Below are 22,956 nucleotides of genomic sequence, written 5' to 3'. Positions count from 1 at the left end.
GGGGGATGAGGGCACATGACTGGTCAGTTCGCCGCCTACCAGAACGAGATCTTCTGAGTGTGGTTCTGACCGACCAGTCCTCTCCGGACTTCGTGCGGCTCTGACCAGCACAGACTCTCTCGTTACTTCTCGGTGGTTCTGGTGACCGCCCGACGTTGTACGGCCTGGTGACGGCCTGGATGTTGATCACCACACGGGCGCTGCCCTTGATGCGAACGACGCGTCAGGGACAGCGCCCGTCGTGCATTCGGGGGCCTGGTGCTCATCGCCGGTGGCCTTCTCGATGGCAAGACGGCGCAGCCGTCGCGGCAGCCGATCGCCGCGCCCAGCCTGACCAAGCCACGTGACCGCGCGATCGTCCCAACCGGTGTCGCCCGCGAGCTGCTTGTGGTCGTGGCCGCCGTGCTTGGCGCGCCGCTACCCGGCCACGTGCACCGACTCCGCGCACGGCCGACGGGCGGAGCGGAGCGGGAGCCCGGCGTGCCGTGATGCGGAAAGTCGGTGCCAACGTGACCCGGACCTGATCGCGCGCCGCCACCGGCGGCGTGCCTTGATCCTATAGAGCCAAGTTCGGCAGTACTATCTGCTATTCCACCTGGTAGTGCCCACCGTCTGAGTTTCCGAGGATGCGATGTACGTACGGAGTTTGAAGATAAATCGGTTCCGGAATATGGAAGAGAGTCATCTCGGCCCTTTTTCGGCTCCGGATAGTTTTGCTGAAACTATTGTTTTAGCTGGTCCGAACGGCAGTGGGAAGTCCTCCTTTCTTGATCTTATAGCGCACGTATTGTCATCCATCCGTGGTCTGAGTTATCCGAGCTTTCGGCAGGGGTTTGACTTCAACGGAGAAATTGAACTTACCTTCACTCCTGGCGAACTTGCGGTTCTACGGAAAGAGACGAGCATATCGGTTCCCCCGGCGATGCTGTCGGACTACTTCGCTGATAATGATTCCCTTGTTATTGAATACGATCACGGGCCAAAGTCGCAAAGTTATCAGGTCGCTAAAGCGGCACATAATGCGCTCAAATCCTACTATGGTCGCCCATTCGGTATTTTCTTCCGCGCAGATCGTCACTATCCGAGTCAGCCGTTCAATCCGAATATGATTTTCTCATATCGGGAAACGCGCCAGGCGTTGTATGCGGAGCAGTTCGCATTCAACTTTTCGGATACGCAATTCAACGACCTTTTCAATCATATCGCACAGCTTGGCTATCATTATAATGCCGATTTGGGTTTGTATTACAAGCGTAAAGAACGGGGTGAGCTTGAGGTCAATGCGACTCCGCCAGTGAATCCGGTAAGTCAGTACAGTGATCTGCTGGGCCGTGTGCTGCCGGGATACTCGATATGGGACAGCGAAGAAGGTGTTCCAACTGACTTGCACATTGTTTTGCCGTCAGGGGAGGTGATTCCTTTCAGTAACCTTTCTTCTGGTGAAAAAGAAGTGTTCTTCATCCTCGCCTCGTTCCTCAGGTACGGTATCAGGGACTCGCTAGTAATCATCGACGAACCGGAACTCCATCTACATCCAGAATTGGCTCGGGTGTTGGTGCGAGAGTTGAAGAGAGTTGCTCCGGGCAGTCAGATATGGATGGCTACTCATAACGCGGAAATTATAGATGAAGCAGGGCGTGATCGCGTATACTACACGTCCCGTAATAATGTCGGCAATTCTGTTAAAATAGCTGCGGCGAGTGACGAGGAAGGTTGGTCTACGCAGCTTCGTACGCTATTCGGCGAAGCTGGCTACGTAGGCGTCGGTCGCACGCTCCTTTTCTCCGAAGGGCTTGCTGCGTCCGTTGACCGCCGCACTTTTACAACGCTCTTTCCCGATCTATCACATGCGCTCAAAATCGTGCCATCCGGTGGTGTCGATACTCACCTAAGGCTTAATTCTGCTGTGTTAAGCCTGCTCGAATCCAATGTCGGATGGCTTCGGTTCTATCTCGTACGCGATCGCGATTTCTTAACTGCGGAGATGGCTGCGCGATACCGGGAAAAGGGAAAGGGGAGGATACATGTGCTCGGCCGATGTCAAATAGAGAATTACCTACTCGACTTCGAGGCGATCGCAAAGGTTATGCGCGACATTTATGGACGTGAAGGTAACGCGCGTTTTTGGCGCAACAAACTACACGCGATTGCGTCTCGGATTTCGGGCGAAGTCACTGCCTCATTGGTAGCGTATCGATTTAATCTACTGGCCGCCCCGCAGGATTATTCGTTGCCTCGTCTTTTTGTCGGAAGATCGATTATGTCCGGCGAGGGTGCGGTCAACTCTTCGTTGCGAGACACACTCGTGGCCCATGCAGTGCAGAAGGCCGAAGAGGTAACCGGCAACCTGACTAGGCTTACCTCACGTACTGATGCGTACCCGCTTATCTCCCAGTGGATGGATGAGGTGGTTGACGCACTTAACGACCCTGGAGATGCTTGGATAGGCCTGTTTCCGGGCAAGGATCTTATTAAACATTTCGTCAAAGACGAGAATTTGGGTCCAGTAGTGGCCTTTGAGAACAATATGCTGCGTATGATTGCAAGCATGAATAGAGTGTCCGAAGAGTTGAAAAACCTCGTCGCCAAAGTGACCGCTGGCGAATTCTTGGAGGCTAATTAGCACTCCGTATATCTACGGTGCCACCTCGGTCACCAAGTGTAGCAATTTTTCTGATATCCCTCTGGTTGCGGCGACTATGTCGGGGGAGTGGGTCGAGTAATGATTCCTGTTCGTGTCGAGGACGGTCGCTCCGGCCTCGCTTGCTATAAGTGCTCCGGCTGCTATATCCAGGAAGCTATTAGAAAGGATTACCGTTCCGTCAAGCTTGCCTTCAGCGACCCACGCGAGATCCAAGGCAGCCGACCCGATCATCCTGACGCGCTCGACTTGTGCAGCGAGTTTGGTGGTAACGGCTATACGTCGGCGGTTCTTAGGAGCCGCGTTTGTTCCTGTGGCGTAGTCGCCGATCGACACCATAGCCTTGGATAGATCGTCTACTCTACTTGCAAAAATTTGTCGTTCATTCGCGAATGCGCCGTGTCCTATGGCGGCCCAGTATTGAACGCCAAGGACGGGGGAATCAATTGCTGCGACGATAGGCTCCCCTTGTTTGATCAGGCAGATTTGTACGGCGTACAACGGGATCTGGTGAACAAAATTCGACGTGCCGTCGATCGGATCAAGGGCCCAGAAAAGGTCTTCTTGTGCCGGGTTGATGCCGCCCTCTTCTTCGCCTGTGAACCCTATTTCGGGAGTGATGGCTTCAAGATGCTTCCGAATCTTTCGCTCAATAGATACATCTACGTCCGTGTAGGTGTCGCGATCGAACTTTTCGGTGACGACTTGAGGTCTGCGGTCGTATAGTAGTTCGCTGCCGATGCCTACGGTTTGACGTGCGATCCGGATAAGTTCATCGAATGGTCGGCTCACCAAGTCTCCTTTGCGCGGTCCCACATGGAGTCGAACACCTGAGAGAAAGTGGCGAACAAGCCTGGCACCGCGTTGTCCTTCTCGATCACGAGGGTAGGGGACTCGACGCCTCGGGCGTCGGGCAAGTAGGGCTGAACCACGCACTTCGCTTGGTCGGTGATGAGGATGTTGTAGCGGAGTGGTTCGTCGTAGACGCGGATGTGGAGCTGGCCACGTGCGTCCGGTGAGACCTTGGCTCCGACTCGGCGTAGGGCTTCGATGTTGAGGCGGGTGAGCATGGAGAGGTGGCCTTCGGGTAGGCCCTCTTCGTGTTCGCGGGCGGTGATGTTGTGGCCGTTGGGGTCGAGGAAGAGGGCCTTGATGGTGGTGCCGGTTTCGATGGAGTCGAGTAGGGCTTTGTCGGAGTACTGCTGACACAGGACGTTGAGGGACAGGCCCGCGATGTCGATGGTCTTCGCGCCCTCAAAGAGGTCGCGTGGGGTGACATTGTGGAGGAACTCGGTCCGGCTGGGGTAGACGGCGGTGACGTCGGCCAGGCGGGCCTGTTGGGGCATCTGGACCGGGCGCGGTACGGGGTGGGTGGAGGCCGCGGGGCGTTGGGGTGGGGTGATGAGGCTGTCGGTGTCGCCCTCGTGTGGTGACAGGAGTTGTTCGGCGGTCCAGCCGGGGAACATCTTCTCCAGGATGCGGCAGTGGTCGGCGTAAGGCAGGCCGAGTAGGTCGCCGGACAGCCAGCGGTAGAACTGGGCTTTGCTGGGGTAGCGGCCGATGAGGTCGGTGTCGAGTTGCTTGGCGACGCGGTCGTACTCCTTGCAGAAGGTGCGGTAGCCCTGCATGTGGCGTTGCCTGAGCAGGACTCTCAAGAGAGTGGACTCTGTGGCCATGTGGTCTCCCCCACGTGGTTCCTTCGGTCGAGGCTAGCACTCAGACGAGACCAAGACGAGACTTGTTGAGATCGACACGCGGCCTGGGCGCGGCAGGTGAGACCGCTGCGGAGCTGGGACGGGACCATTGGCCAACGAATCTGAATGGGCAGGCCGCGACACAGCGGCACCAGTCAGAGGAGTGAAGCCGATGGCGATCAGCAAGGGGTACCGGTTCCCCGTCTCGTTCGATGACGCGTTCCCTCAGGGCCTGGTGATGGTCGGGGAGGTCATGCCGGACACGGAGTACCAGACGCGTGACGAGAGGGCGGCCGGTCGGCCGGTGCGTCAGCGGGTGGACGAGGCGACCGGTAAGCGGCAGTGGAAGGTCACGGTCACCGATCCGCACGAGCCCAACGCCAAGCGCAAGAGCTTCGAGATCACGTTGCTGGCCGATGTGCAGCCGGTGCCGACCACGGTTGAGGTGTTGCCGGGGATGCGGCCGGTTGAGTTGGAGGGGCTGACGGCAGAGCCGCGCATCGCGGGCAACGGGGAGTTCAAGTACCAGTCGTTCCTGTTCCGGGCGACCGGGTTCCGGGCGGCGGGGAGGTCGGCGGGTTCGGCTCCGGCCGGGGGCAAATCGAACGGTGGCAGCGCCGAGGCCAAGGCCGCGTGAGCCGTGTCCGATCTTCAGCAACTGACGGTGCAGTGGCAGGCGGCGTACCGGGCCTACACGCAGGCGCACGAGGCGAACCGGTACGTCGCGGCCGATGATCCAGCGGCTGCGGCTCGGATCGCGCCGACCTATCGGCGGGTGGCGTGGTTGTGGCGGCAGCTCGCGGCGTTGGAGAGCACGCCGTGGTGGGCCAAGGCGTCGGCGCTGCACGCGGCCGAGACGTTCGACCACCAGGCAGACGTCAACGAGCGGGTTGCCGGTGGTGATCGGGCGGCCGGTGGTCATCGCGTGCACGCGCCGGTGGAGGGGGTGAGCGGTCGTGGCGAAGACCAAGCCTGATCGGTGGGCGGCGGCGTATGCGGTGACGTTGCTCAAGGACGCCCACGAGGCGTTGACGCATCTGATGCCCGCGCCGGGTGCCCCGGTGGATGCGTGGCGGGAGTTCTACCTGCGGTCGGCCGAGGTGTACGGGCGGGTCGCGGAGGTTGATCGGGGCCATCACCACGAGGCGCTGTATTGGGCCAAGCGCGAGCGTGCCAAGGCGGAGGGGATTGAGACGGATGAGCGTTGATCGGGATGTGCAGCGGGGCCGTGGCCAGGCCGGCGGCGGGTTGGCTCGTGTGGTGGGAGAGGGGTTGCCCTTGGCCGAGTTGTCCGATGCCGGGTACACGCCGTTCATGTTCGAGGCGGTGATGCGGCACATCGTCAGCTACCCGCACGAGGATTGGTCGGTGCGGGCGTTGGAGAAGGCGGCGAAGATGCCGTACTCCGCAGTGCGTGAGATCTGTCGTGACCTGGTCGAGCTGGGGCACCTGACGGTCGATGAGGAACCTTCGCGGGGTGCGGCGTCCACGCAGCGGCACCGGCTGTCACCCGAAGGACTCGCCTACTGGGGCGGGCCGGTCGTGGCGCACGACTGGTTGCACGACGCGGACATGTGGCGTCATCCCCGTCTGGCTCCAGTGATGGGGTCGCGACTGTCGGATGAGGAGCGGGCGCGTGGCGAGTTGGTGGGCTACTCGTTCCCGGTGCTGTACCGGGTGGCGGATGCGCTGGTGTTGGTGCCGTCACGGGCGTGGGCGATCGAGGACTTGGTGACGGCGGCGGGCGCGGCTGAGGAGATGGTGCGGCTGGCCTGCCTGGACTTGGTCGCGGCCGGTCACGCCACGGCGCACGAGTGGCGGGAGGACGGCGGGGAGGAGCGTGAGGAAACGCGGTTCAAGATCACCCTCGGCGGTCTCGCGGCCTGGTTGCGCTGGATGCCCGACCCGTTGGACTACTAGCTAGCCGGTGATGCGGGCGGGCATCGGATGCGGCGGTGTCCGCCCGCACTGTCGGGTGACAACTGAAGACGATCACTGACCTGTCGGTCGTGGTCGTCGGTGAACGGACCTCAAGTCTTGGCGGGCCTGGAGCAGTTCACCGACGACGCATCGACCGGTCATTCTCGTGCGCTTTTGTTGACACACAAGGGGTTCCGGTCATGTCAAGGCTATCGGTACGTGGGGGCAGTGCGTCAAGTCGGCGCGATGCCCCGTCTGTGTGGAAGCTGTCCAACGGTCGCCCCTGCGGGGCGTGCAAGCGGTTCGGCGTCTACGCGCCCAACCAGCTCGTCTGCTGCGGATGTCTGGGTTGGCTGCCGCTGATCTTCGCCCCTGTGGGGCGTGCGTGATGGGCGGCAAGTGGGTGGACCCGGCTCCGTTCGAGGGTGTGCGGCCTCGGGTGCCGTGGTGGGCGCTGGTGCCCGGTAAGGCGAAGTGGCTGGCTCTGCTGGTGGTCGCGGTGTGGCTGGGCCTGGTCGGCGTCGTGCGCCTGGTGCTCGTTGTCGTCCGGTATCCGGTGGTCACGTTGGTGCCGGTGTCGGCGGCCTGGTGCTGGTGGCGGTTCGGGCTCTCGCCGCTGGTGCTGGCGTTGTTGTCGCTGGTCGCTGCCCTGACCATCTGGGCCGGATTGGATCGTGGGTCGTTCCTGCGCCACGGCTGGTACCGGCTGCTGACCGAGTGGCGACGCGCCACCGTGTACGTGCCCCGGTGGCGGTCGGTGATGCGCCTTGCCGACCTGGCCAAGCGGGACCGGGGGCGTGAGTTCCGGCCGAAACTGCGGCGGGTCCGGTCGGACGGCTGGCGGGACCGGGTCCGGGTGCGGATGGTGCCTGCCCAGTCGCCGGAGGCATGGGAGCTGCGGCGGGACGGCCTGGCGCACTCGTTCGGCGCTCACTCGTGTCGGGTCCGGGTGCTGCGGCCTCGGGTGATCGAGCTGGACTTCGTCCACCGTGACCCGCTGCTGCGCCCCCTGACCGTGCCCGCGCTGACGGAGGCCGAGGTGGATCTCAAGCGGGTGGTGGTGGGCCGGACCGAGACGGGCAAGCCGTGGCGACTGCGGTTGCTCGGGTCTCAGGTGCTCGTGGTCGGCGTGCCGGGTGCGGGCAAGGGCTCGGTGCTCTGGTCGCTGGTCTGGCAGCTCGCTCCGGCCATCCGGACGGGGTTGGTGCGGCTCGTGGGGATCGACCCGAAGGGCGGGATGGAACTCGGTCAATGTCCCGACGCCTTCGATCGGGTCGTGTACGACAACGGACCGGAAGCCGTTGCGCTGCTTGAGAAAATCGCCGCAGAGGTCAAGGAGCGGGCGACGCGGTACCGGGGTGTGCGGCGGCTGTGGGCGCGCTCGACGGGGGAGCCGTTCACGGTCCTGGTGGTGGACGAGCTGGCGGACCTGATCGCCTACCAGCCGGACAAGCAGCTCCGCGAACGAGCCGTGCGGGCTATCCAGACGATCACCTCACAGGGCCGCGCACCCGGCTACGCCGTCGTGGGCCTCGTGCAGGACCCGCGTAAGGAGGTCGTCGGGTTCCGACACCTGTTCAGCACCCGCGTGGCGCTGCGCCTGGACGAACCGCAACAGGTGGACATGGTCCTCGGTGATGGCGTCCGGCAGCGCGGCGCGGCGGCCCATGAGATCAGCGAGTACACGCCCGGCGTCGCGTGGGTCAAGCACGACGGGCAGCGGGAACCGGAACGGGCTCGGGCCTTCCACGTCACCGACGCCGATCTTGTCGAGCTTGGCGTCTACCTGGCTAACGCGACTGTGCACGACTTCCCCAACCAACCGGGCGGCACCGAAGGGAGGACGGCGGCATGAGCGGCGAGACTCGCGCAGAGCGAATGCGTCAGCCCATCGCCCTGGACGTGGCCAAGGCTGCCGCCGAGAAGTACGGCGTCTGCGTCCGGCCCTTCACGATGGAACTGGAGGACCGGGCCACCTTCGAAGTCCGCTACGTGGCAGTGCCCTGCGGGTCGACGGTCGAGAGCGTCTGTGCGCCGTGCGCCAAGAAGGCCAAGGCGTTGCGGATGGTCCAGTGCCGTGAGGGCTGGCACATGGCCGAGGAACCCGACTTCACCCCGACCGCGCCGACTGAAGACCAGAAGGAGCTCCTGACGTTCCGGGCGGACCTGGTCAAGGCATACCGGGAAGCGGTCGAGACCGGTGAGGCGGGCGACGCTGACGAGCTGCGGGAGGAGATCCACAGCGTCGACGCCGAACTTCGGCAACTCGGTGTCCGGGGCCGCTTTCCCTCGCCCGACGCACCTGGCAAGCGGCCGGTGAAGCGGTCGACCAAGCGTCGGCAGGACGCGCCGAACCTGCCTCGGCGGCGCGTGGAGAAGCGCACGGTGGGCCGGGAGTACGCGGGAGGATTCCGGCCCTCGATGTTCGTCACGCTCACCCTCGACACCTACGGGCGGGTGTGGGACGACGGGACTCCGGTCGATCCGGACACCTACGACTACCGGCGGGCGGCTCGGGACGCGGTGCACTTTGCCTCCCTGGTCGACCGGTGGTGGCAGAACCTGCGGCGGGTCGTCGGCTGGGACGTGCAGTACTTCGCCACGGTCGAGCCACAGAAGCGAGCGGCGCCACACCTGCACGCGGCAATCCGCGGTTCGATCCCGCACGGGACCATCCGGCTCGTCACGGCGGCCACGTATCACCAGGTGTGGTGGCCCAACCACGACGAACGGGTCTACAGCGGTGACCACCTGCCGGTCTGGGACGCACGGGCCGAAGCGTTCGTTGACCCCGACACGCGTGAGCCGCTGACGGCCTGGGCGGATGCGGTCGAGGCCATTGACGAACCGGCGCACGTGGTGACCTTCGGGCGTCAGGTGCACTCCAAGGGCATCCTCGGCGGCTCGGAAGAGGCCGGACGACACATCGGCTACCTGACCAAGTACCTCACCAAGTCCATCGGTGAAGTGGTCGAGCAGACCACCGACCGGCAGCGCAGGCACGCCGACCGACTGGCGGACGAGCTGGCCGTGACGCCCTGCTCCGACCGCTGCCCGGTCTGGTTGCTCTACGGCGTTCAGCCACGCGGGGCCGGTTCGCGCACGACACCGGGGCACTGCAAGGGACGGGCGCACCGCCGAACCACCCTCGGCCTGCCCGGTCGACGCGTGCTCGTCTCGCGCAAATGGTCCGGCAAGACGCTCGCCGACCACCGGGCGGACCGGAAGCGGTTCGTCATCGAGGCCCTGAAGGCGGTCGGGATCGAGAAGCCGGAACCCGACATGTCACAGCTCGTCTGGCACAAGGTCCGGCCCGGCGACCCCAACGTGCCACCACGGGCGCACCAACTCATGCACGCCATCGCAGAACGGACGCGGTGGAAGGCGGAGTACGACCGAGCAATGCTCGCGGCCGGTGAACCTCCGGATCTTTCGGCAACTTCGCTAGCAGCTTGACAACCGTGGGGGGAAGTCATGACTGAAATCGAACCGCTCTGGGGTGTGGACGAAGTATCGGCATTCCTCGGCGTTCCGGTCAAAACCCTTTACCAGTGGAAGTGGCAGCGCATCGGGCCGCCCGTGAAGAAGGTGGGGAAGTACCTCCGGTACGTCCCGGCCAAGGTTCGGGCGTGGGCTGACCAAGCGGACGAGAACGCCGCCTGATCTTTCGGCAATTCGATCGACAGGAGAAGACTGTCATGGGGCACATCCAAGACCGCTGGTGGCGGCCGAAGTCGGACGAGTCCGGCAAGCCTGTACTCGACGGCAAGGGTAAGCCGGTACGGGAGAAGACGGAACTCCACGGTGTCGGGATGCGGTACAAGGTCCGCTACATCGACCCGTCCGGGCAGGAACGCAGCAAGAGCTTCCCGGACAGGCAGCGGAGTGCTGCTGATGCTTTCCTGCTCGAAGTCGAGAACCAGAAGCGCACCGGTACGTACCTCGACCCGGAAGCGGGCAAGGTGTCGTTTCAGGTGTACGCGGATTCGTGGCTGAAAGATCAAGCTTTCGACGGCAGTACGCGCAACGCGGTCGAGCGGCGGTTGAAGAAGTTGGTCTATCCGTATCTGGGCGGCAAGGAGATCGGCTCGATTTTGCCGACTCACATCCGTAGTTGGCTGCGTGCGTTGCAGCAGAAGAAGTTGGCCGGTGGAACGCGGGCTGTCGTGTTCGTGCATGTCTCGGCAATCTTCAACGCCGCTATTGACGACAAGATGATCGCCGAGAACCCGTGCAAGGCCAAGAGCGTCACCCGACCACAGCCGGACAAGCGGAAGATCGTCCCGTGGTCGGCGGGCAAGCTGGCGGCCGTCCGGCTCGCGTTGACAGCCAAGTACAAGATCATCGTTCCGCTGGCGGCCGGTTGCGGGCTGCGTCAGGGCGAAGTCTTCGGGCTCTCGATGGACGACGTCGACCGTGACGAGAAGGTGTTGCACGTTGTTCGGCAAGTGCGCGTCGTGGACAACGTGCAGGTGTTCGCGCCTCCGAAGGGTGGCAAGGAGCGGGACGTGCCGCTGCCGGACAGCGTCCTGCGGGACCTTGACGCCTACGTGGAGGAGTTCCCGCCGGTCGACGTCACCTTGCCGTGGAAGGAACCGGACGGGGAGCCGGAGACGGTCTCGCTGATCTTGGTCAACAAGGACGGCAACCCGATCCGGCGGGATGGGTTCAACCAGTACGTGTGGACGCCTGCGCTCGAACGGGCGAAGGTCACGCGGGTGCCGCAACAGGACGGGATGCACGCGCTGCGGCACTTCTACGCCTCGGTGCTCCTGGACGCGGGGGAGTCGATCAGGGCGCTCGCAGAGTGGTTGGGCCACTCCGACCCGGCCTTCACGATGCGCGTCTACACGCACCTGCTGCCGTCCAGCAGTGATCGCACCCGAAAGGCGGTCGATCGTGTGCTTGCGGGCGGCGCGGACGAGGCAGAGCATGATCGGCAGACCGACGACGCGGACGGTTCCGCAGACGGCCTGTAGACGGCCTGAGCGGGGGATGGGGTGCAAAGTGGCTGGTCAGTTCGCCGCCTACCAGAACGAGATCTACCTGCAAGGGCTGGCGGGGAACGTGCCGCCGTTCACCACGGACCCCGAAGCGCTGGAGGCGTCCGCCCGGGAACGGCTCGGGCCGGGGCCGTTCTGGTACGTGGCGGGTGCGGCCGGTGGAGGTCACACGGCCCGGGCGAACCGGGAGGCGTTCGACGACTGGCGGATCGTGCCGCGGATGCTCACCAACGCCACCGAGCGGCACCTCGGGACGTCCTTGCTGGGCACCGACCTGCCCGCGCCGGTGCTGCTCGCGCCGGTCGGCGTGCAGTCGATCCTGCACCCGGACGGCGAGCTGGCGACCGCGCGTGCGGCGGCGGAGCTGGGTGTGCCGTTCGTGCTGTCCACCGCTGCCTCGCACACGATCGAGGAGGTCGCCGAGGCGGCCGGTGACGCGGCACGGTGGTTCCAGCTCTACTGGCCGAACGACCCGGACGTGGCCGCGAGCATCCTCGACCGCGCGCGCAACGCCGGGTACCGGGTCCTGGTCGTCACCCTCGACACGTGGACGCTCGCGTGGCGCCCGCACGACCTCGACCGGTCCTACCTGCCGTTCCTGCGCGGTGTCGGCACGGCGATCCCGTTCTCCGACCCGGCGTTCCGGGCGGGCCTCGCCGCGTCACCCGAAGAGGACCTGCCGATGGCGATCCTGCGGTGGGTGCAGCTGTTCACCGGCACCGACAAGTCGTGGGACCAGCTGTCGTTCCTGCGCGAGCACTGGGACGGGCCGATCGTGCTCAAGGGCATCCAGCACCCCGACGACGCGCGCAAGGCCGTGGACGCGGGCATGGACGGCATCGTGGTGTCCAACCACGGCGGACGGCAGGTGGACGGCGCGGTCGGGTCGCTCGAGGTGCTGCCGGAGATCGCGGACGCCGTCGGCGAGCAGGTCGAGGTGCTGTTCGACTCCGGCATCCGCAGCGGCGCGGACGTCGTGAAGGCGTTGGCGTTGGGTGCGAAGGCGGTGCTTGTCGGCCGTCCGTTCGCCTACGGCCTGGCGCACGGCGGTCAGGTCGGGGTGCGGCACGTGCTGCGCAGCCTGCTCGCCGACTTCGACCTGACCCTCGGCCTGTCCGGGCACCGCAGCCCGGCCGAGCTCAACCGCGAGGCGCTGCGTCGGCGCTGAGCTGCCGCACCCGGTTCTGCAAGGTGGTGAAGTCGGCCGGCTGCACGGTGATCCACGGCGTGCCGTCGCCGCCGGTCGTCTTCGCCGACAGGTAGCGGCCGGTGATCGTGTCGAAGTACGTCAACGGCGCCGCGCACCGCTGCTTGCGCCCGAACCGGTCACGGCGTGCGGCGTACAGCTGGCCGCCGCCGGTGCGCTGCTCGGCGAGGAGCTTGCGGATCTGCTGCACCTCGGTCACGTGCGCCCCGGTCGGTCGGCTGGCCTGCAGGAACGACCCGCCGTCCTCGTCCGGTCGCGGTTGGCGCGGCTTGTCGTTCAACGCGTCGGCGGGCAGCGAGAGCACGCCACCGCGTCCCGGCTTGGCCTCCGGCAGCGCGGACACCAGGGACTGCACCACGTCCTCCGGCCGCACGGGCTCCAGCACGAAGTGCTTGTCCGCCCGCAGCACCACGCGCAGCGCCTCGTCGCCCGACTGCGCCACCAGCGCGGTGCGGGTCTCGTCGTCGCCCTGGTTGAAGAACGCGTAGTACTCGACGCTCGCGTCCGCGATCAGGCGCAGCGACCGGCCGAGGTCGGCGTGCACCTGCCGACCGCGGGCCAGGCCGAGCCGTTCCAGCTCGGCCCACCCGCGGCGGGCGAGGTCGGCCAAGCCCGTGACGTCACCCTCGGCGAGCCGGTCCTCGTCGAAGTCGACCTGGGTCAGCAGCGCGTTGTGCAGCGTCGGCAGACCTTCGGCCTGCCAGGCGTTGTAGAGCGCGACGACCGGGATGGCCACCCTGGTGCGCAGCACGTTCCCCCCTGTTCCAGCTACTGCTACTCACCGATGACCGGTGGGGCGACCATCGTGCCGTCGCCGAAGATGTCCTCGGTCTCCTGGAGGTACGACGCGGCCTTGTGCTCTTTGTCCTCGTCACCCTGACCACCGGCCGCACCGGCGCCCATCCCGCCCATGGCGCCTGCGCCGGGACCACCGCGACCACCCGCGGCCCCACCGGGCCCGAACCCGCCCGCACCGCCGCCGGGTCCGAAGCCACCGCGACCTTCACCGTGCCCCATGACGCCGGCCGCACCGCCGGGCCCGAACCCGCCGCCCATGCCGCCGGGTCCGCCCATGCCGGGGATCCGGCCGGCACCCATGCCGCCGCCACCCCCACCGCCACCACCGCCGCCGCCCCCGCGGCCACCACCGGGCAGCCCGGGGTTGCCGGGCGGCGTTCCCGGCACGCGGTTGCGCGGGTTGTTGGGGTTGTTCGGGTGGTTGGGGTTGCGCGGGTCGTTCGGGTTGCGCGGGTCGTACGGCAACCTCGGGTCATACGGCAACCGCGGGTCGGACGGGAATCGCGAGTCCGGCGGCAGCGGCGGCGGCCGGTACCCGATGTCGGGCTTGGGCTGGTTGGGGTCGGTCTGCACCCACGACGGCTTGGTCGTGTTGTCGCCCGTGCCGATCGGCGGGATCGTCGGCTCGGTCCACGACGGCTTCGTCGTGCCCGTATTGGTGGTGCTGCTGGTGCTGGTCGTGCTGGTCGTGCTGGTCGTGTTGTTGTTGGTGTTGTTCGTGTTGTTGTTGAACTCTTCCTTGACCGGCGAGATGCGCTTTTCCTCTTTCTCGACGCTCCCGTTCATCTCGCCGGGGTCGGGGAAGTAGGGCATCGAGTTGCTGGCCGAGGTCGTGGAGCTGCCGTAGCGCTCCAGCACCTGGACGTTGTGCGTGTTGACCTGCTGGCTCTGCTCGACCGCGTTGTCGTAGTCGGTGTCCCACGGGACCACGCTGTTGTACCAAGGCTTGTCCGGTACCGGGACAGGCTCCTGCACGTTGTCCTTGGCCTCGCGGAACGCACGGCTGATCTCGCCCGTGTTGTCGCCCGCGGTCGTGGCGAGCCCGCTGGTCAAGTCCGACCAACTGGCCAGTGGCGTGGTGTTGGCACGGGCCGAGTCGCCCGCGGCTCCCTCCCACACCGCGCCGGACGCTTGGACCGCCTGGTTGATCAGCTCGCTGATCTGGGCGTGGCCGTCGGAGATTCCCACCCACGCGTCGCGGCTGGTGTCCGTGGTCTGGTCGGGCCCTTTGCCCTCTTGGAACCAGCGGTAGATCTGCTCCGGGGCGACACACATGTTGAGCAGACCCATGCCGTCGCGGTCGATATCACCGGCCATGTCCTACCCCTTCAGGTTCTCGACCACGGTTTCCGCGATCTCGCTCGACACGGAGCACGGGTCGGTGTACTCGGGCAGCTTCTTGTCATTCACCCGAACCTGCACCGAGAAGCCGTTGCCCTCGGCCACACCTACAGCGGTCGCGCACGCGCCATGAGCTGCATCTGTCAGATCGCTGTTGACCGCCGGGTACCCGGCGACCTCGGTCGGCCTGAACACCGGGAGGTCCTCACGGTTGGCGTAGACGCCGTCCAAGCCGCGGGCTTTGTCCAGCAGGGCGACGACGAAACTCGTGCCGAACGCGCGGTCATCCGGGTGCCATTGACAGGCCAGGCCGGTCGGTTCTTGGCGTTGAGAGCCGGCTTTCGTCACTCCGCGGGCGGAGAGCTGATCGTCCTTCAGCATCGCGCAAGGACCGTCGAACTTGGTGAGGTCCAGTTCCGGGCCGCTGATGGCCGGAACCTCACCCACCGCTGACGACGTCGTGGTGGTCTTTGCTGCGGCGGTGCTCGTGCTGCCTGCCGGCGACGGGGTGCCGCCGTCCTTGGTCGTGCAACCCGACGCGACTACGAGGGCCGTTGCGGACAAGACCACTAGCGCTGCTCGCCTCACGACTGATTCCCTTCGCCCGTGAAGGCGTCGGCGGTTGCCTGGTCCTGGTTCTTGTAGGAGTCCAGGGAGGCTTGGATGCTCTGGATCGTACTGTTGAGGGCGTCGATCGCCTTTGAGCTGGCCCACGCGTAGCCGCCGGGGTCGCCCCCAGCGGTCTGTTCGATCACCGCGGCCGCCGACTCGCTGTACGGATCCTTACCAGGCGGCCCCACGAGCACCAGGAAATAGGTTCGGTCGTACAGCTCTTGGAGTCGGTCGCGCGCATCCGCCAAGCCGTCGATCAGCTTCTGCGCCTGCGCCAAGTCGACGGTGAAGGCGGTCTGGCTCGCCGTCAGCCCCGAACCCGCCGGTCCCGCGGACACGGTGTCCGCTACGAACCCGATCCTCTTGACGGCCCCGCCACCCCCGGCGTCCAACATCGCCTTGCTCCCCTCACGCTGAACTGCCCCGGAGGGATGATGGCACAGGGGCTCGGCTCCACTGGGGTCTATCGGATCGGTTACTCCTGCCGGGGGATGGACGTCCGATCTGTTCAAGACGGCGCGACCTCGGCAGGCATACCGTCAGTGGCATGATCGAAGCTGCACGTTCCTTCATCTGGCTCAACGCACGCGTCCTCGAGCAACGGCGGTTCTCGCACCTCTTCGACGACGGGCCCGGGGAGGCCGTCGTGGCCGCGGTGCTGGCGTATCGCAACGACGACGGCGGGTTCGGGCACGCGTTGGAGCCCGACGGGCGCGGTCCGGAGAGCCAGCCGCTGCACACCTATACCGCGTTGTCGCTGCTGGAAGAGGTGGGTGACACCGAGCACGCCGGGCGCGCGTGCGACTTCCTGACCACGATCACCAACGCGGACGGTGGGGTGCCGAACTGCCTCGACAGCGGGCACGACGGCCTGCGGGCGCCGTGGTGGCAGCCCTCCGGCGATAGCGACCTGCTGGTCACGGCCCTGCTGGCGGGCATCCTGCACAAGGCGGGCGCCGAGCACGCCTGGCTGGACGGCGCCACGGAGTTCTGCCGGCAGCGCCTGGCGACGCTCACCAAGACCCACCCGTACGAGGCCGCCGCCTGCGTCCGCTTCCTCGACCACGCGCCCGACCGGCCGTGGGCGGAACGGGAGGCGCAGCGGCTCGGGCAGCTCGTGCGCGAGCAGGGGCTGGTGGACGTCGGCGAGGGCAAGGCGCACGAGGGCTACGCGGAAGGCGAGACGCACAAGCCGCACGACTACGCGCCGACGCCCGACAGCCTGGCCCGGCAGTGGTTCAGCGACGACGAGGTGGACGCCGACCTCGACGCCCTGGCGGCACGGCAGCAGGACGACGGCGGCTGGACGTTCCCCTGGGCCGCCTGGACACCCGTCACGACCTACGAGTGGCGCCCCATCGTGACCATCACGGCACTGCTGGCGTTGCGCGCCTACGACCGGATCAGCTGACCCAGCGGCACGCCCGCCAGGTCGCGCACCTCGCGCGACAGGTGCGCCTGGTCGGCGTACCCGGTGCGGTGGGCGACGTCGGCGAACGGCACGCCCCGCCACGCCAGCTTCACCGCCCGGTCGAACCGCAGCACGCGGTGCAGCACCTTGGGCCCGTAGCCGAACGCGGCCAGGCTGCGCCGGTGCAGCTGCCGGGTGCTGAGCCCCAGCGACCAGGCCAGGTCGCCGACGCTCCCCGAGGACGACGCGATGACGCTCACCACGGGATCCGGCGGCGTCTCCCGCAACCGGACCAGGGCGGCCGACGCCAGCACCTCGCACGGGTCCTCGGCCGCACCGAGGGCGTCCTCCAGCCGGGCCGACGCACCCCACAGCTCCGCCAGCGGAACGCGCTGGTCACGAAGCTCCACCGCGGGCACGCCGAACGCCGAGGGCCCCACGCCCGGACCGAACCGGACGCCGAACAACGTGCCCGGCCTCGCCCGCGTGACGTGCCCGACCGTGTCCGGCCCGGCCACGAACACCTCGCCCGTGCCCGCCGAGTACATGAGGTCGGTGCACCCGTCCGGCACGACCAGGCCGGGCGCGCCCGACGTCGTGGTCCGGCGCCACGCGCAGGCCAGACCGGGGAACGGGCGTTCCGCGTACACGTGAGGAGATGGTAGTGGCGGGCCGCGCCGGAGGAGGAACGCGCGGCCCGCCACGAGCGCTCACGTGCCGAAGCGGATCCAGTTCACGCTCACGTACGGCGCGGGCTGACCGCTGGTGAACGTGATGTAGACGTCGTGCGTGCCGGTGACGCCCGAGATGTTCGCGGGCACCGTCCGCCAGCTCTGCCAACCGCCGGTGTCGGCGATGGCGAAACTGCCGACGGGCGCCGCCGTCGGGCTGTCCAGCCGCACCTCGACCAGGCCGCTCACCCCGCCGGACGCGCCGGACGCGACCCTGGCGACGAACTGCGTCGCGGTGCGCGAGCCGAACCTGACGCCGGAGAACCGCAGCGAGTTGCCGTTGGCCAACTGCGCCACCGCCTGCCCGCCGTCACCCGACACGATCGAGCCACCGGACCGCGACGTGGCCTGCTCGGCCTGGATGTCGCTGAACGCGTCCCACCCGCTGCCACCGGGCGGGTTGGTGGTCGTCGTGGTCGTCGGCTGCGTGCCGCCACCCGTCGACCACACCGCCACGTAGTCGACCACCATCGAGTGGCCGGACTGGGTCGCCGAGGTCGGCGTGCCGAAGCCCGCCACGCCGTTGGGGAACGCGCCGCCCATGGCCAGGTTCAGCAGCAGGAAGTAGCCCGCGTGGCTGGTCATGTTGTTCCACGTGGTCGCGTCCAGCTGGTTCTGCGTGACGCTGTGGAACTGCTGCCCGTCCACGTACCAGCGCAGCGCCTTGGGCGAGGAGCTGTCGTCCCACTCGAACCGGTAGGTGTGGAACGCCGACTGGCACGTCGAGCCGGGGCACGCGCGGCTCGCGCCGAGGCCGTTGGTCTCGTTGCACGGCCCGCCGGGGTTCACGCCGCAGTGCAGCACGCCCCACACGGAGTTGATGCCGTTGACGTTCTCCATGATGTCGAACTCGCCGATGGCGGGCCAGTTCCAGTAGTTGCCCCGGTACGGCGAGCCGAGCGCCCAGAACGCGGGCCAGTAGCCGAGCGCGGCCTGGCCGGTGACGTTGGGCATCTGGATGCGGCCCTCGATGGCGAGCTTGCCGCCCGCCGGCGGCTTGAAGTTCGACCGCTGGGTCTCGATGCGGGCGGACGTCCAGTTGCCCGAGCCGTCGCGCAGGGCGGTGATGCGCAGGTTGCCCGAGCCGTCCAGCTTGATGTTGTTCGTGCTGTTGGTGTAGTTCTGGATCTCGCCGGTGCCCCAGTTGCCCGGACCGCCCGGGTAGCCGTGGCCGAGGTCGAAGATCCAGTTCGAGGACGACGGCAGGGTGTTCGCGGCGCCGTTGAAGTCATCGCTCCACTGCAACGTCCAGCCCGGCGGGGTGGACGGCACCGAGGCGTCGGCCGACATCGTGGCGACGACCGCCAGCGGCACGGTGGTGATCAGGGCGGCAGCGGTCGCGAGGACGCGCCGTCGTCTGCTCCGGCTGAACTCCATGAGCGGTGACCTCCTTGTCACTGTTCCCCAGCGTTCGGCACGACAACGAATTGCCTTCCGACTCATGAGAGCGCTCTCATGATGATCGATCAAGGGGCCGAACGGCGCAAAAGCCCTATTTCGCGTCGGCGTAGGAGTCGACCGGCACGGCTTTGAGCGGGAAGCGGACCGGTGTCGCGCCGAACACCAGCCGTGACGCCTCCTCGCCCGACGCCGTCACCTCCGCGCACACCACCTCGGCCTGCTCTCGCGGGCAGTGCACCAGCACCTCGTCGTGCTGGAAGAACACCAGGTGCGCGCCCGGCGCCGACCGGTGCAGCCGCCGCCGCAGCACGCCGAGCAGCGCCGCCGTCCAGTCCGCCGCGCTGGCCTGCACCACGAAGTTGCGGGTGAACCGGCCCCAGTCCCGCGCGGCCCGCCGCGACTGCCGCACCGCGTCCTCGCCGTCGTCGGCGTTGCCGGTCGTCTCGTGCCACGCGGCCGACGGCGGCGGGCTGGTGCGGCCCAGCCGGGAGCGGACCATCCGACCCTGCTCGCCCGCCAGCGCGGCGGCCTCCACGTACCCGACGGCTTCGGGGAAGCGGCGGCGCAGCACCGCCATCGCGGGACCGGCCCCACCGCCGGTGCCGCCGTACATCGCGGACAGCATGGCGAGCTTGGCCTTGCCCCGGTCGCCGTCGAACGCCTCCGCGGCCAACGTCGTGTAGAGGTCGTCGTCCGTGGAGACCTCGGTGAACTTGTGGTCGTTCGACAACGCCGCCAGCACGCGCGGCTCCAGCTGCGCCGCGTCCGCCGCCACCAGCTTCCACCCCGGATCGGCCCGCACCGCCGTGCGCAGCGTGCGCGGGATCTGCAACGCCGCCCCGCCCCTGGTCGCCCACCGCCCGGACACCACGCCGCCGACCACGTAGTCCGGCCGGAACCGCCCGTCCGCCACCCAGGCGTCCAGCCACGACCAGCCGTGCGCCACCCACAGCCGGGCCAGCTCCTTGTACTCCAGCAGCGGCTCGACGGCCGGGTGGTCGACGCCCTTGAGCACCCACGCGCGGGCCGACGGCACGTCGATGCCCTCCCGGGCGAACGCGCGCACGATGCCCGGCGGGTGGTCGGGGTTGACCTGCTTGCCGCCGAACGCCGCCGTGATCCGGTCGACCAGCTCGGCGAGCCTGGCCGGGCGCACGCCGTTGGCCGGCCGCGGTCCCAGCGTGTCCACCAGGAGCTTCTCGTGCACGTCGACCCGCCACGGCAGGCCGAAGTGCGTCATCTCGGCGGCGGCCAGCGCGCTGGCCGACTCGGCCGCGAACAGCAGCCGCAACCCGTCGGCGTGGGCGAGCGCGGCGACCAGCCGCTGCTGCTCGACGTGCACCGCGATCACCGCGTCGAGCGGGTCGACGTCGCCGGGCAGCCGCCGCTGCTCGGGCTCGAACAGGGTCGGCTGGGCGTCGCGCTTGCGGGGCCCGTGGTCCTCCGGCACCGGCAGCCCGCGCAGCCGGGCGACCGCCGCACCCAGGCCGCGCGGCTCGCCGTGCCTGCCCTGGTAGGCCAGCAGCAGGTACTCGACGTGCGCCAGGTCCTGGCACCGCTCGACCCGCACCCCTCGTGCCAGCAGGTCGGGGTAGACCTCCGCCGTCTCGGCCCACAGCCACCGGGGTCTGTGCCGGTCCTCCAGCTCGGACACCGCCGCCGCCAGGTCCGCCGTCGCCACCGCCGGTCCTTCGGGCACCCCGGTATCGGCGAGCACGCGGAACCGCCCCGCGTTCTCGCCGTCCGACACCAGAGCTACGAGCACGCGTCGATTGTGGACGACACCACCGGCAGTGTTGGATTGCCGCTGCTCCGCAGACGGCTGGCGAGGTCGCCGGGAAGTCGGTCGTTCGCGCCCTGATTCGCCGACGATCGAAATGCGTGATCGCCGGCGAATGAGGACACGAACGACCGACGCGACCTCGCGGGGAGGGGGCGGACCGGACCGGTCGCCTGATCGTGGCGCGAGGCGGGGAGCAGGATGTGCCGGTGGACCGCACCCTGTCGCCCGGTGAGCTGCTGGATCCGCGGCACGAGGTGGTGCCGTTCCACGGGCGCGTGGACGAGTTGGCCGAACTGGCGCGCTGGCGCGACGGCGACGACGCGTGCTCCGCCCTGCTCCTGCACGGTCCGGCGGGCGTCGGCAAGACCCGGTTGGCGCGGCACTTCGCGGCGGGCTCGGACGTCCTGGTCGTGGACGACGCCGACCTCGTGGACCACCTCGACTTCCGCCACCCCCGCGTGCTGCTGGTCGCCCGGACCACGGGCTGGTGGTGGTCGGCCCACCGGCAACGTGCCGCCGACCGGGGCTACCGCACCGCGGACCTCGCCGTCACCGCCAACCCGGACGAGCACGAGACGTCCTACGCCACCGCGTGCGCCCACTTCGCCTACGCCCTGGGCCTCCCGATCCCGACCACGCCACCGCCGGACGCGCCGACGCTGCACGACCTGCACCTGGCCGCCCTCACCGCCGTGCACGGCTCACCCGTCGAGCCGCCACCGACCCGCGGCCGGCTCGCGGAGGACGCGCTGGCCGCCACGCTGCTGGACGACCGGATCACCCCCGACCGCACGCCGGAGGCCCTGGAGCTCCTGCTCCGCGCCGCCGCACGCCTGCCGCACGCGCGCCGCCGCGCCGAGGAGCTGTTCACCGCGCACCCGGACCTCGCGGACACCGCCACCGGCGCGACCCTGAGGATCCTCGCCGAGTGGCCCGCACCGGCCAGGGCGATCGCCCGCCGCGTCTTCGACGCCCCGCGCTTCCACGGCGACCCGCTGCCCGCCATCCTCACCCGGACCCTCGCGCGGGACGCCGCGGACGAGCTGGAACGGGCCGAGCTGCACGGCCTGCTGGCCGCCCGCGCCGCCCTGGCGTCGCTGCACGAGGAAGCGCTGGCGGCGGCACGCGAAGAGGTCGCCCTCTACCGCGGACTGGCCGAGGAGGACCCGGCCGAGCACCGCCCCGCGCTCGCGGACGCCTTGGGGGACCTGGGCTTGCGGTGCGTGGCGGCAGGGCGGCCCGAGGACGCCTTGGCGGCGTGCCGGGAAGCCGTGGAGCTGTGCCGGGTCGTCGCCGCCCAAGACCCCGACTGCACGCCGCAGCTCGCCGGCGCGCTCGACCGGCTGAGCAGGCGCTGCGCCGCGCTCGGTCGCCGTGACGAGGCGCTGGCCGCGATCGACGAGGCCGCCGACCTCTACCGCGACCTCGCGCAGGCCCACCCGAGGTTGTTCCGGGTGGACCTGGCGAAGGTCACCGACCAGCGGCTCGGGCTAGCCCGTGGTGACCAGTGAGCGGAGGAAGAACGCCACGTTCGCCGGGCGCTCCGCCAGCCGCCGCATGAAGTAGCCGTACCACTGGTCGCCGTACGGCACGTAGACGCGCATGCGGTTGCCCGCGCCGGCGATGCGGCGCTGCTCGTCCGGCCGGATGCCGTACAGCATCTGGTACTCGTAGGTCTGCGGCGACCGGTCCCCGGCCAGCTCGCCCGCGATCGCGATCAGCCGCGGGTCGTGCGAGGCGACCATCGGGTAGCCCTCGCCCGCCATCAGCACCTTCAGGCACCGCACGTACGACCGGTCGACGTCGGTCTTGTCCTGGAACGCCACCGAGGCGGGCTCCCGGTACGCGCCCTTGCACAGCCGCACGCGCGACCCGGCGTGCGCCAGGTCCCGGCAGTCCTGCTCGGTCCGCTTCAGGTACGCCTGGAGCACCGCGCCGACCCACGGGAAGTCCACCCGCAGCTCGCGCAGGATGCCCAGGGTCGAGTCGGTGGTGGTGTGGTCCTCCATGTCGAGGGTGACCGTGGTGCCGACCGCGCCCGCCGCCGAGCAGATGCGGCGGGCGTTCTCCAGCGCGATCTTCTCGCCGTCCACGGGCAGGAACTGGCCCACCGCGGACAGCTTCACCGACACCTCGGCCCGCTCGGTGTGCCCGGCGAGCTCCAGCCTGCGCAGCAGGTCCAGGTACGCCTCGACGGTGGCCGAGGCCTGCGCCGCGTCCCGGGTGTCCTCGCCGAGGTGGTCCAGCGTGACGTACCGGCCGTCGGCCAGCACCTCGCCGGTGGTGGCGACGGCCGCGGCCACGTCGTCGCCGGAGATGAAGCGCTTGACGACCGGCCGGGTCAGCGGCGTGCGTTCGACGAGCTCGCGGACGGCCCCGGAGCGCGAGGCGGCGAGCAGCGCGGTGCGGAGCAT

Annotated in this window: 23 protein-coding genes; 13 read left to right on the top strand and 10 right to left on the bottom strand. The window is 67.9% G+C overall.

Annotated elements, in window-relative coordinates; translation table 11 throughout:
- Positions 1-258 precede the first annotated feature (258 nt).
- Positions 259-489: a hypothetical protein gene (locus tag ABTZ99_RS22640; protein ID WP_499613638.1), complete on the top strand. Its 231-nt coding sequence runs from the start codon at positions 259-261 to the stop codon at positions 487-489.
- Between the two features lie 181 nt (positions 490-670).
- Positions 671-2,623 (top strand): AAA family ATPase, encoded by a 1,953-nt coding sequence (locus tag ABTZ99_RS22635; RefSeq protein ID WP_499613636.1) that lies wholly within the window; start codon positions 671-673, stop codon positions 2,621-2,623.
- A gap of 12 nt (positions 2,624-2,635) precedes the next feature.
- Here ABTZ99_RS22635 and ABTZ99_RS22630 read toward each other — a convergent pair whose 3' ends face one another.
- Both ABTZ99_RS22630 and ABTZ99_RS22625 read right to left on the bottom strand, forming a co-directional pair.
- Positions 2,636-3,433, bottom strand: coding sequence for an inositol monophosphatase family protein (locus tag ABTZ99_RS22630; protein WP_499613633.1), 798 nt, complete (start codon positions 3,431-3,433; stop codon positions 2,636-2,638).
- Positions 3,430-4,317: a DUF5919 domain-containing protein gene (locus ABTZ99_RS22625; RefSeq protein WP_499613630.1), complete on the bottom strand. Its 888-nt coding sequence runs from the start codon at positions 4,315-4,317 to the stop codon at positions 3,430-3,432. Before ABTZ99_RS22625 ends, ABTZ99_RS22630 begins: the two co-directional genes overlap by 4 nt.
- A 190-nt stretch (positions 4,318-4,507) precedes the next feature.
- On the opposite strand from ABTZ99_RS22625, the gene ABTZ99_RS22620 reads away from it, so the two are divergent.
- From ABTZ99_RS22620 to ABTZ99_RS22580, 9 genes are all read left to right on the top strand, one after another.
- On the top strand, positions 4,508-4,972 hold the full coding sequence (locus tag ABTZ99_RS22620; protein WP_499613628.1) for a hypothetical protein: 465 nt from the start codon (positions 4,508-4,510) through the stop codon (positions 4,970-4,972).
- Positions 4,973-4,975: 3 nt separating this feature from the next.
- Positions 4,976-5,311: a hypothetical protein gene (locus ABTZ99_RS22615; RefSeq protein WP_499613625.1), complete on the top strand. Its 336-nt coding sequence runs from the start codon at positions 4,976-4,978 to the stop codon at positions 5,309-5,311.
- Positions 5,292-5,543 carry an AMED_5909 family protein gene (locus ABTZ99_RS22610; protein ID WP_499613622.1) on the top strand — a complete coding sequence of 84 codons (252 nt, stop codon included), beginning with the start codon at positions 5,292-5,294 and terminating at the stop codon, positions 5,541-5,543. Before ABTZ99_RS22615 ends, ABTZ99_RS22610 begins: the two co-directional genes overlap by 20 nt.
- A gap of 70 nt (positions 5,544-5,613) precedes the next feature.
- Entirely contained in the window at positions 5,614-6,255 is a 642-nt protein-coding gene (locus tag ABTZ99_RS22605; RefSeq protein WP_499613619.1) for a hypothetical protein, read from the top strand.
- 388 nt (positions 6,256-6,643) lie between these two features.
- Positions 6,644-8,110 (top strand): FtsK/SpoIIIE domain-containing protein, encoded by a 1,467-nt coding sequence (locus ABTZ99_RS22600; RefSeq protein WP_499613616.1) that lies wholly within the window; start codon positions 6,644-6,646, stop codon positions 8,108-8,110.
- A 23-nt stretch (positions 8,111-8,133) separates the two neighbouring features.
- Positions 8,134-9,711, top strand: coding sequence for a replication initiator (locus tag ABTZ99_RS22595; protein WP_499613613.1), 1,578 nt, complete (start codon positions 8,134-8,136; stop codon positions 9,709-9,711).
- 18 nt (positions 9,712-9,729) lie between these two features.
- Entirely contained in the window at positions 9,730-9,918 is a 189-nt protein-coding gene (locus ABTZ99_RS22590; protein ID WP_360789187.1) for a helix-turn-helix domain-containing protein, read from the top strand.
- 35 nt (positions 9,919-9,953) lie between these two features.
- Positions 9,954-11,234 (top strand): tyrosine-type recombinase/integrase, encoded by a 1,281-nt coding sequence (locus tag ABTZ99_RS22585; RefSeq protein WP_367131577.1) that lies wholly within the window; start codon positions 9,954-9,956, stop codon positions 11,232-11,234.
- Positions 11,235-11,262: 28 nt separating this feature from the next.
- On the top strand, positions 11,263-12,426 hold the full coding sequence (locus ABTZ99_RS22580; protein WP_499613610.1) for a lactate 2-monooxygenase: 1,164 nt from the start codon (positions 11,263-11,265) through the stop codon (positions 12,424-12,426).
- On the opposite strand, the gene ABTZ99_RS22575 is transcribed toward ABTZ99_RS22580, so the two are convergent.
- The 4 genes from ABTZ99_RS22575 to ABTZ99_RS22560 are packed head-to-tail and all read right to left on the bottom strand — an operon-like array spanning position 12,398 to position 15,611.
- The gene (locus ABTZ99_RS22575; protein WP_498783672.1) at positions 12,398-13,216 is read right to left on the bottom strand and encodes an ESX secretion-associated protein EspG; all 819 of its coding nucleotides are present in this window, start codon (positions 13,214-13,216) and stop codon (positions 12,398-12,400) included. The two genes, ABTZ99_RS22580 and ABTZ99_RS22575, sit on opposite strands and share 29 nt — an antisense overlap.
- 23 nt (positions 13,217-13,239) lie before the next feature.
- On the bottom strand, positions 13,240-14,580 hold the full coding sequence (locus tag ABTZ99_RS22570) for a hypothetical protein (protein WP_499613607.1): 1,341 nt from the start codon (positions 14,578-14,580) through the stop codon (positions 13,240-13,242).
- 3 nt (positions 14,581-14,583) lie between these two features.
- Positions 14,584-15,174 carry a DUF3558 domain-containing protein gene (locus ABTZ99_RS22565; protein ID WP_499613604.1) on the bottom strand — a complete coding sequence of 197 codons (591 nt, stop codon included), beginning with the start codon at positions 15,172-15,174 and terminating at the stop codon, positions 14,584-14,586.
- A gap of 14 nt (positions 15,175-15,188) precedes the next feature.
- Complete coding sequence (locus ABTZ99_RS22560) at positions 15,189-15,611, bottom strand: hypothetical protein (protein ID WP_499613601.1); 423 nt, start codon at positions 15,609-15,611, stop codon at positions 15,189-15,191.
- Positions 15,612-15,763: 152 nt separating this feature from the next.
- Between ABTZ99_RS22560 and ABTZ99_RS22555 the strand changes: the two genes are divergently transcribed.
- The gene (locus tag ABTZ99_RS22555; RefSeq protein ID WP_499613599.1) at positions 15,764-16,627 is read left to right on the top strand and encodes a prenyltransferase/squalene oxidase repeat-containing protein; all 864 of its coding nucleotides are present in this window, start codon (positions 15,764-15,766) and stop codon (positions 16,625-16,627) included.
- On the opposite strand, the gene ABTZ99_RS22550 is transcribed toward ABTZ99_RS22555, so the two are convergent.
- The 3 genes from ABTZ99_RS22550 to ABTZ99_RS22540 all read right to left on the bottom strand — a co-directional run bounded on the left by ABTZ99_RS22550 (position 16,609) and on the right by ABTZ99_RS22540 (position 20,524).
- Positions 16,609-17,277, bottom strand: a complete 669-nt coding sequence (locus tag ABTZ99_RS22550; RefSeq protein ID WP_499613596.1) for a helix-turn-helix transcriptional regulator — start codon at positions 17,275-17,277, stop codon at positions 16,609-16,611. The two genes, ABTZ99_RS22555 and ABTZ99_RS22550, sit on opposite strands and share 19 nt — an antisense overlap.
- 60 nt (positions 17,278-17,337) lie before the next feature.
- Positions 17,338-18,735, bottom strand: coding sequence for a carbohydrate-binding protein (locus ABTZ99_RS22545; RefSeq protein WP_499613594.1), 1,398 nt, complete (start codon positions 18,733-18,735; stop codon positions 17,338-17,340).
- 115 nt (positions 18,736-18,850) lie between these two features.
- Positions 18,851-20,524 carry a bifunctional 3'-5' exonuclease/DNA polymerase gene (locus ABTZ99_RS22540; protein ID WP_498783658.1) on the bottom strand — a complete coding sequence of 558 codons (1,674 nt, stop codon included), beginning with the start codon at positions 20,522-20,524 and terminating at the stop codon, positions 18,851-18,853.
- 224 nt (positions 20,525-20,748) lie between these two features.
- Here ABTZ99_RS22540 and ABTZ99_RS22535 point away from each other — a divergent pair, with 224 nt between their 5' ends.
- A complete protein-coding gene (locus tag ABTZ99_RS22535; protein WP_499613591.1) occupies positions 20,749-22,053 on the top strand; it encodes a hypothetical protein in 1,305 nt (434 codons plus the stop codon).
- Here ABTZ99_RS22535 and ABTZ99_RS22530 read toward each other — a convergent pair.
- Positions 22,033-22,956 carry a proline dehydrogenase family protein gene (locus ABTZ99_RS22530; RefSeq protein WP_498783654.1) on the bottom strand — a complete coding sequence of 308 codons (924 nt, stop codon included), beginning with the start codon at positions 22,954-22,956 and terminating at the stop codon, positions 22,033-22,035. The genes ABTZ99_RS22535 and ABTZ99_RS22530 overlap by 21 nt on opposite strands.

Origin of the sequence: Actinosynnema sp. NPDC002837, assembly GCF_040295345.1 — a bacterium.
In the GTDB taxonomy this organism is placed as follows: domain Bacteria; phylum Actinomycetota; class Actinomycetes; order Mycobacteriales; family Pseudonocardiaceae; genus Actinosynnema.
The sequence above is the reverse complement of the archived record's forward strand: the minus strand, read 5'-3'. Positions and strand labels throughout refer to the sequence as shown.

Coding starts and splice junctions, on each gene's coding strand:
- ABTZ99_RS22530 (WP_498783654.1), bottom strand. CDS start 22,956: ATGCTCCGCACCGCGCTGCTCGCCGCCTCGCGCTCCGGGGCCGTCCGC.
- ABTZ99_RS22555 (WP_499613599.1), top strand. CDS start 15,764: ATGATCGAAGCTGCACGTTCCTTCATCTGGCTCAACGCACGCGTCCTC.
- ABTZ99_RS22570 (WP_499613607.1), bottom strand. CDS start 14,580: ATGGCCGGTGATATCGACCGCGACGGCATGGGTCTGCTCAACATGTGT.
- ABTZ99_RS22545 (WP_499613594.1), bottom strand. CDS start 18,735: ATGGAGTTCAGCCGGAGCAGACGACGGCGCGTCCTCGCGACCGCTGCC.
- ABTZ99_RS22560 (WP_499613601.1), bottom strand. CDS start 15,611: ATGTTGGACGCCGGGGGTGGCGGGGCCGTCAAGAGGATCGGGTTCGTA.
- ABTZ99_RS22585 (WP_367131577.1), top strand. CDS start 9,954: ATGGGGCACATCCAAGACCGCTGGTGGCGGCCGAAGTCGGACGAGTCC.
- ABTZ99_RS22620 (WP_499613628.1), top strand. CDS start 4,508: ATGGCGATCAGCAAGGGGTACCGGTTCCCCGTCTCGTTCGATGACGCG.
- ABTZ99_RS22590 (WP_360789187.1), top strand. CDS start 9,730: ATGACTGAAATCGAACCGCTCTGGGGTGTGGACGAAGTATCGGCATTC.
- ABTZ99_RS22595 (WP_499613613.1), top strand. CDS start 8,134: ATGCGTCAGCCCATCGCCCTGGACGTGGCCAAGGCTGCCGCCGAGAAG.
- ABTZ99_RS22625 (WP_499613630.1), bottom strand. CDS start 4,317: ATGGCCACAGAGTCCACTCTCTTGAGAGTCCTGCTCAGGCAACGCCAC.
- ABTZ99_RS22600 (WP_499613616.1), top strand. CDS start 6,644: ATGGGCGGCAAGTGGGTGGACCCGGCTCCGTTCGAGGGTGTGCGGCCT.
- ABTZ99_RS22635 (WP_499613636.1), top strand. CDS start 671: ATGGAAGAGAGTCATCTCGGCCCTTTTTCGGCTCCGGATAGTTTTGCT.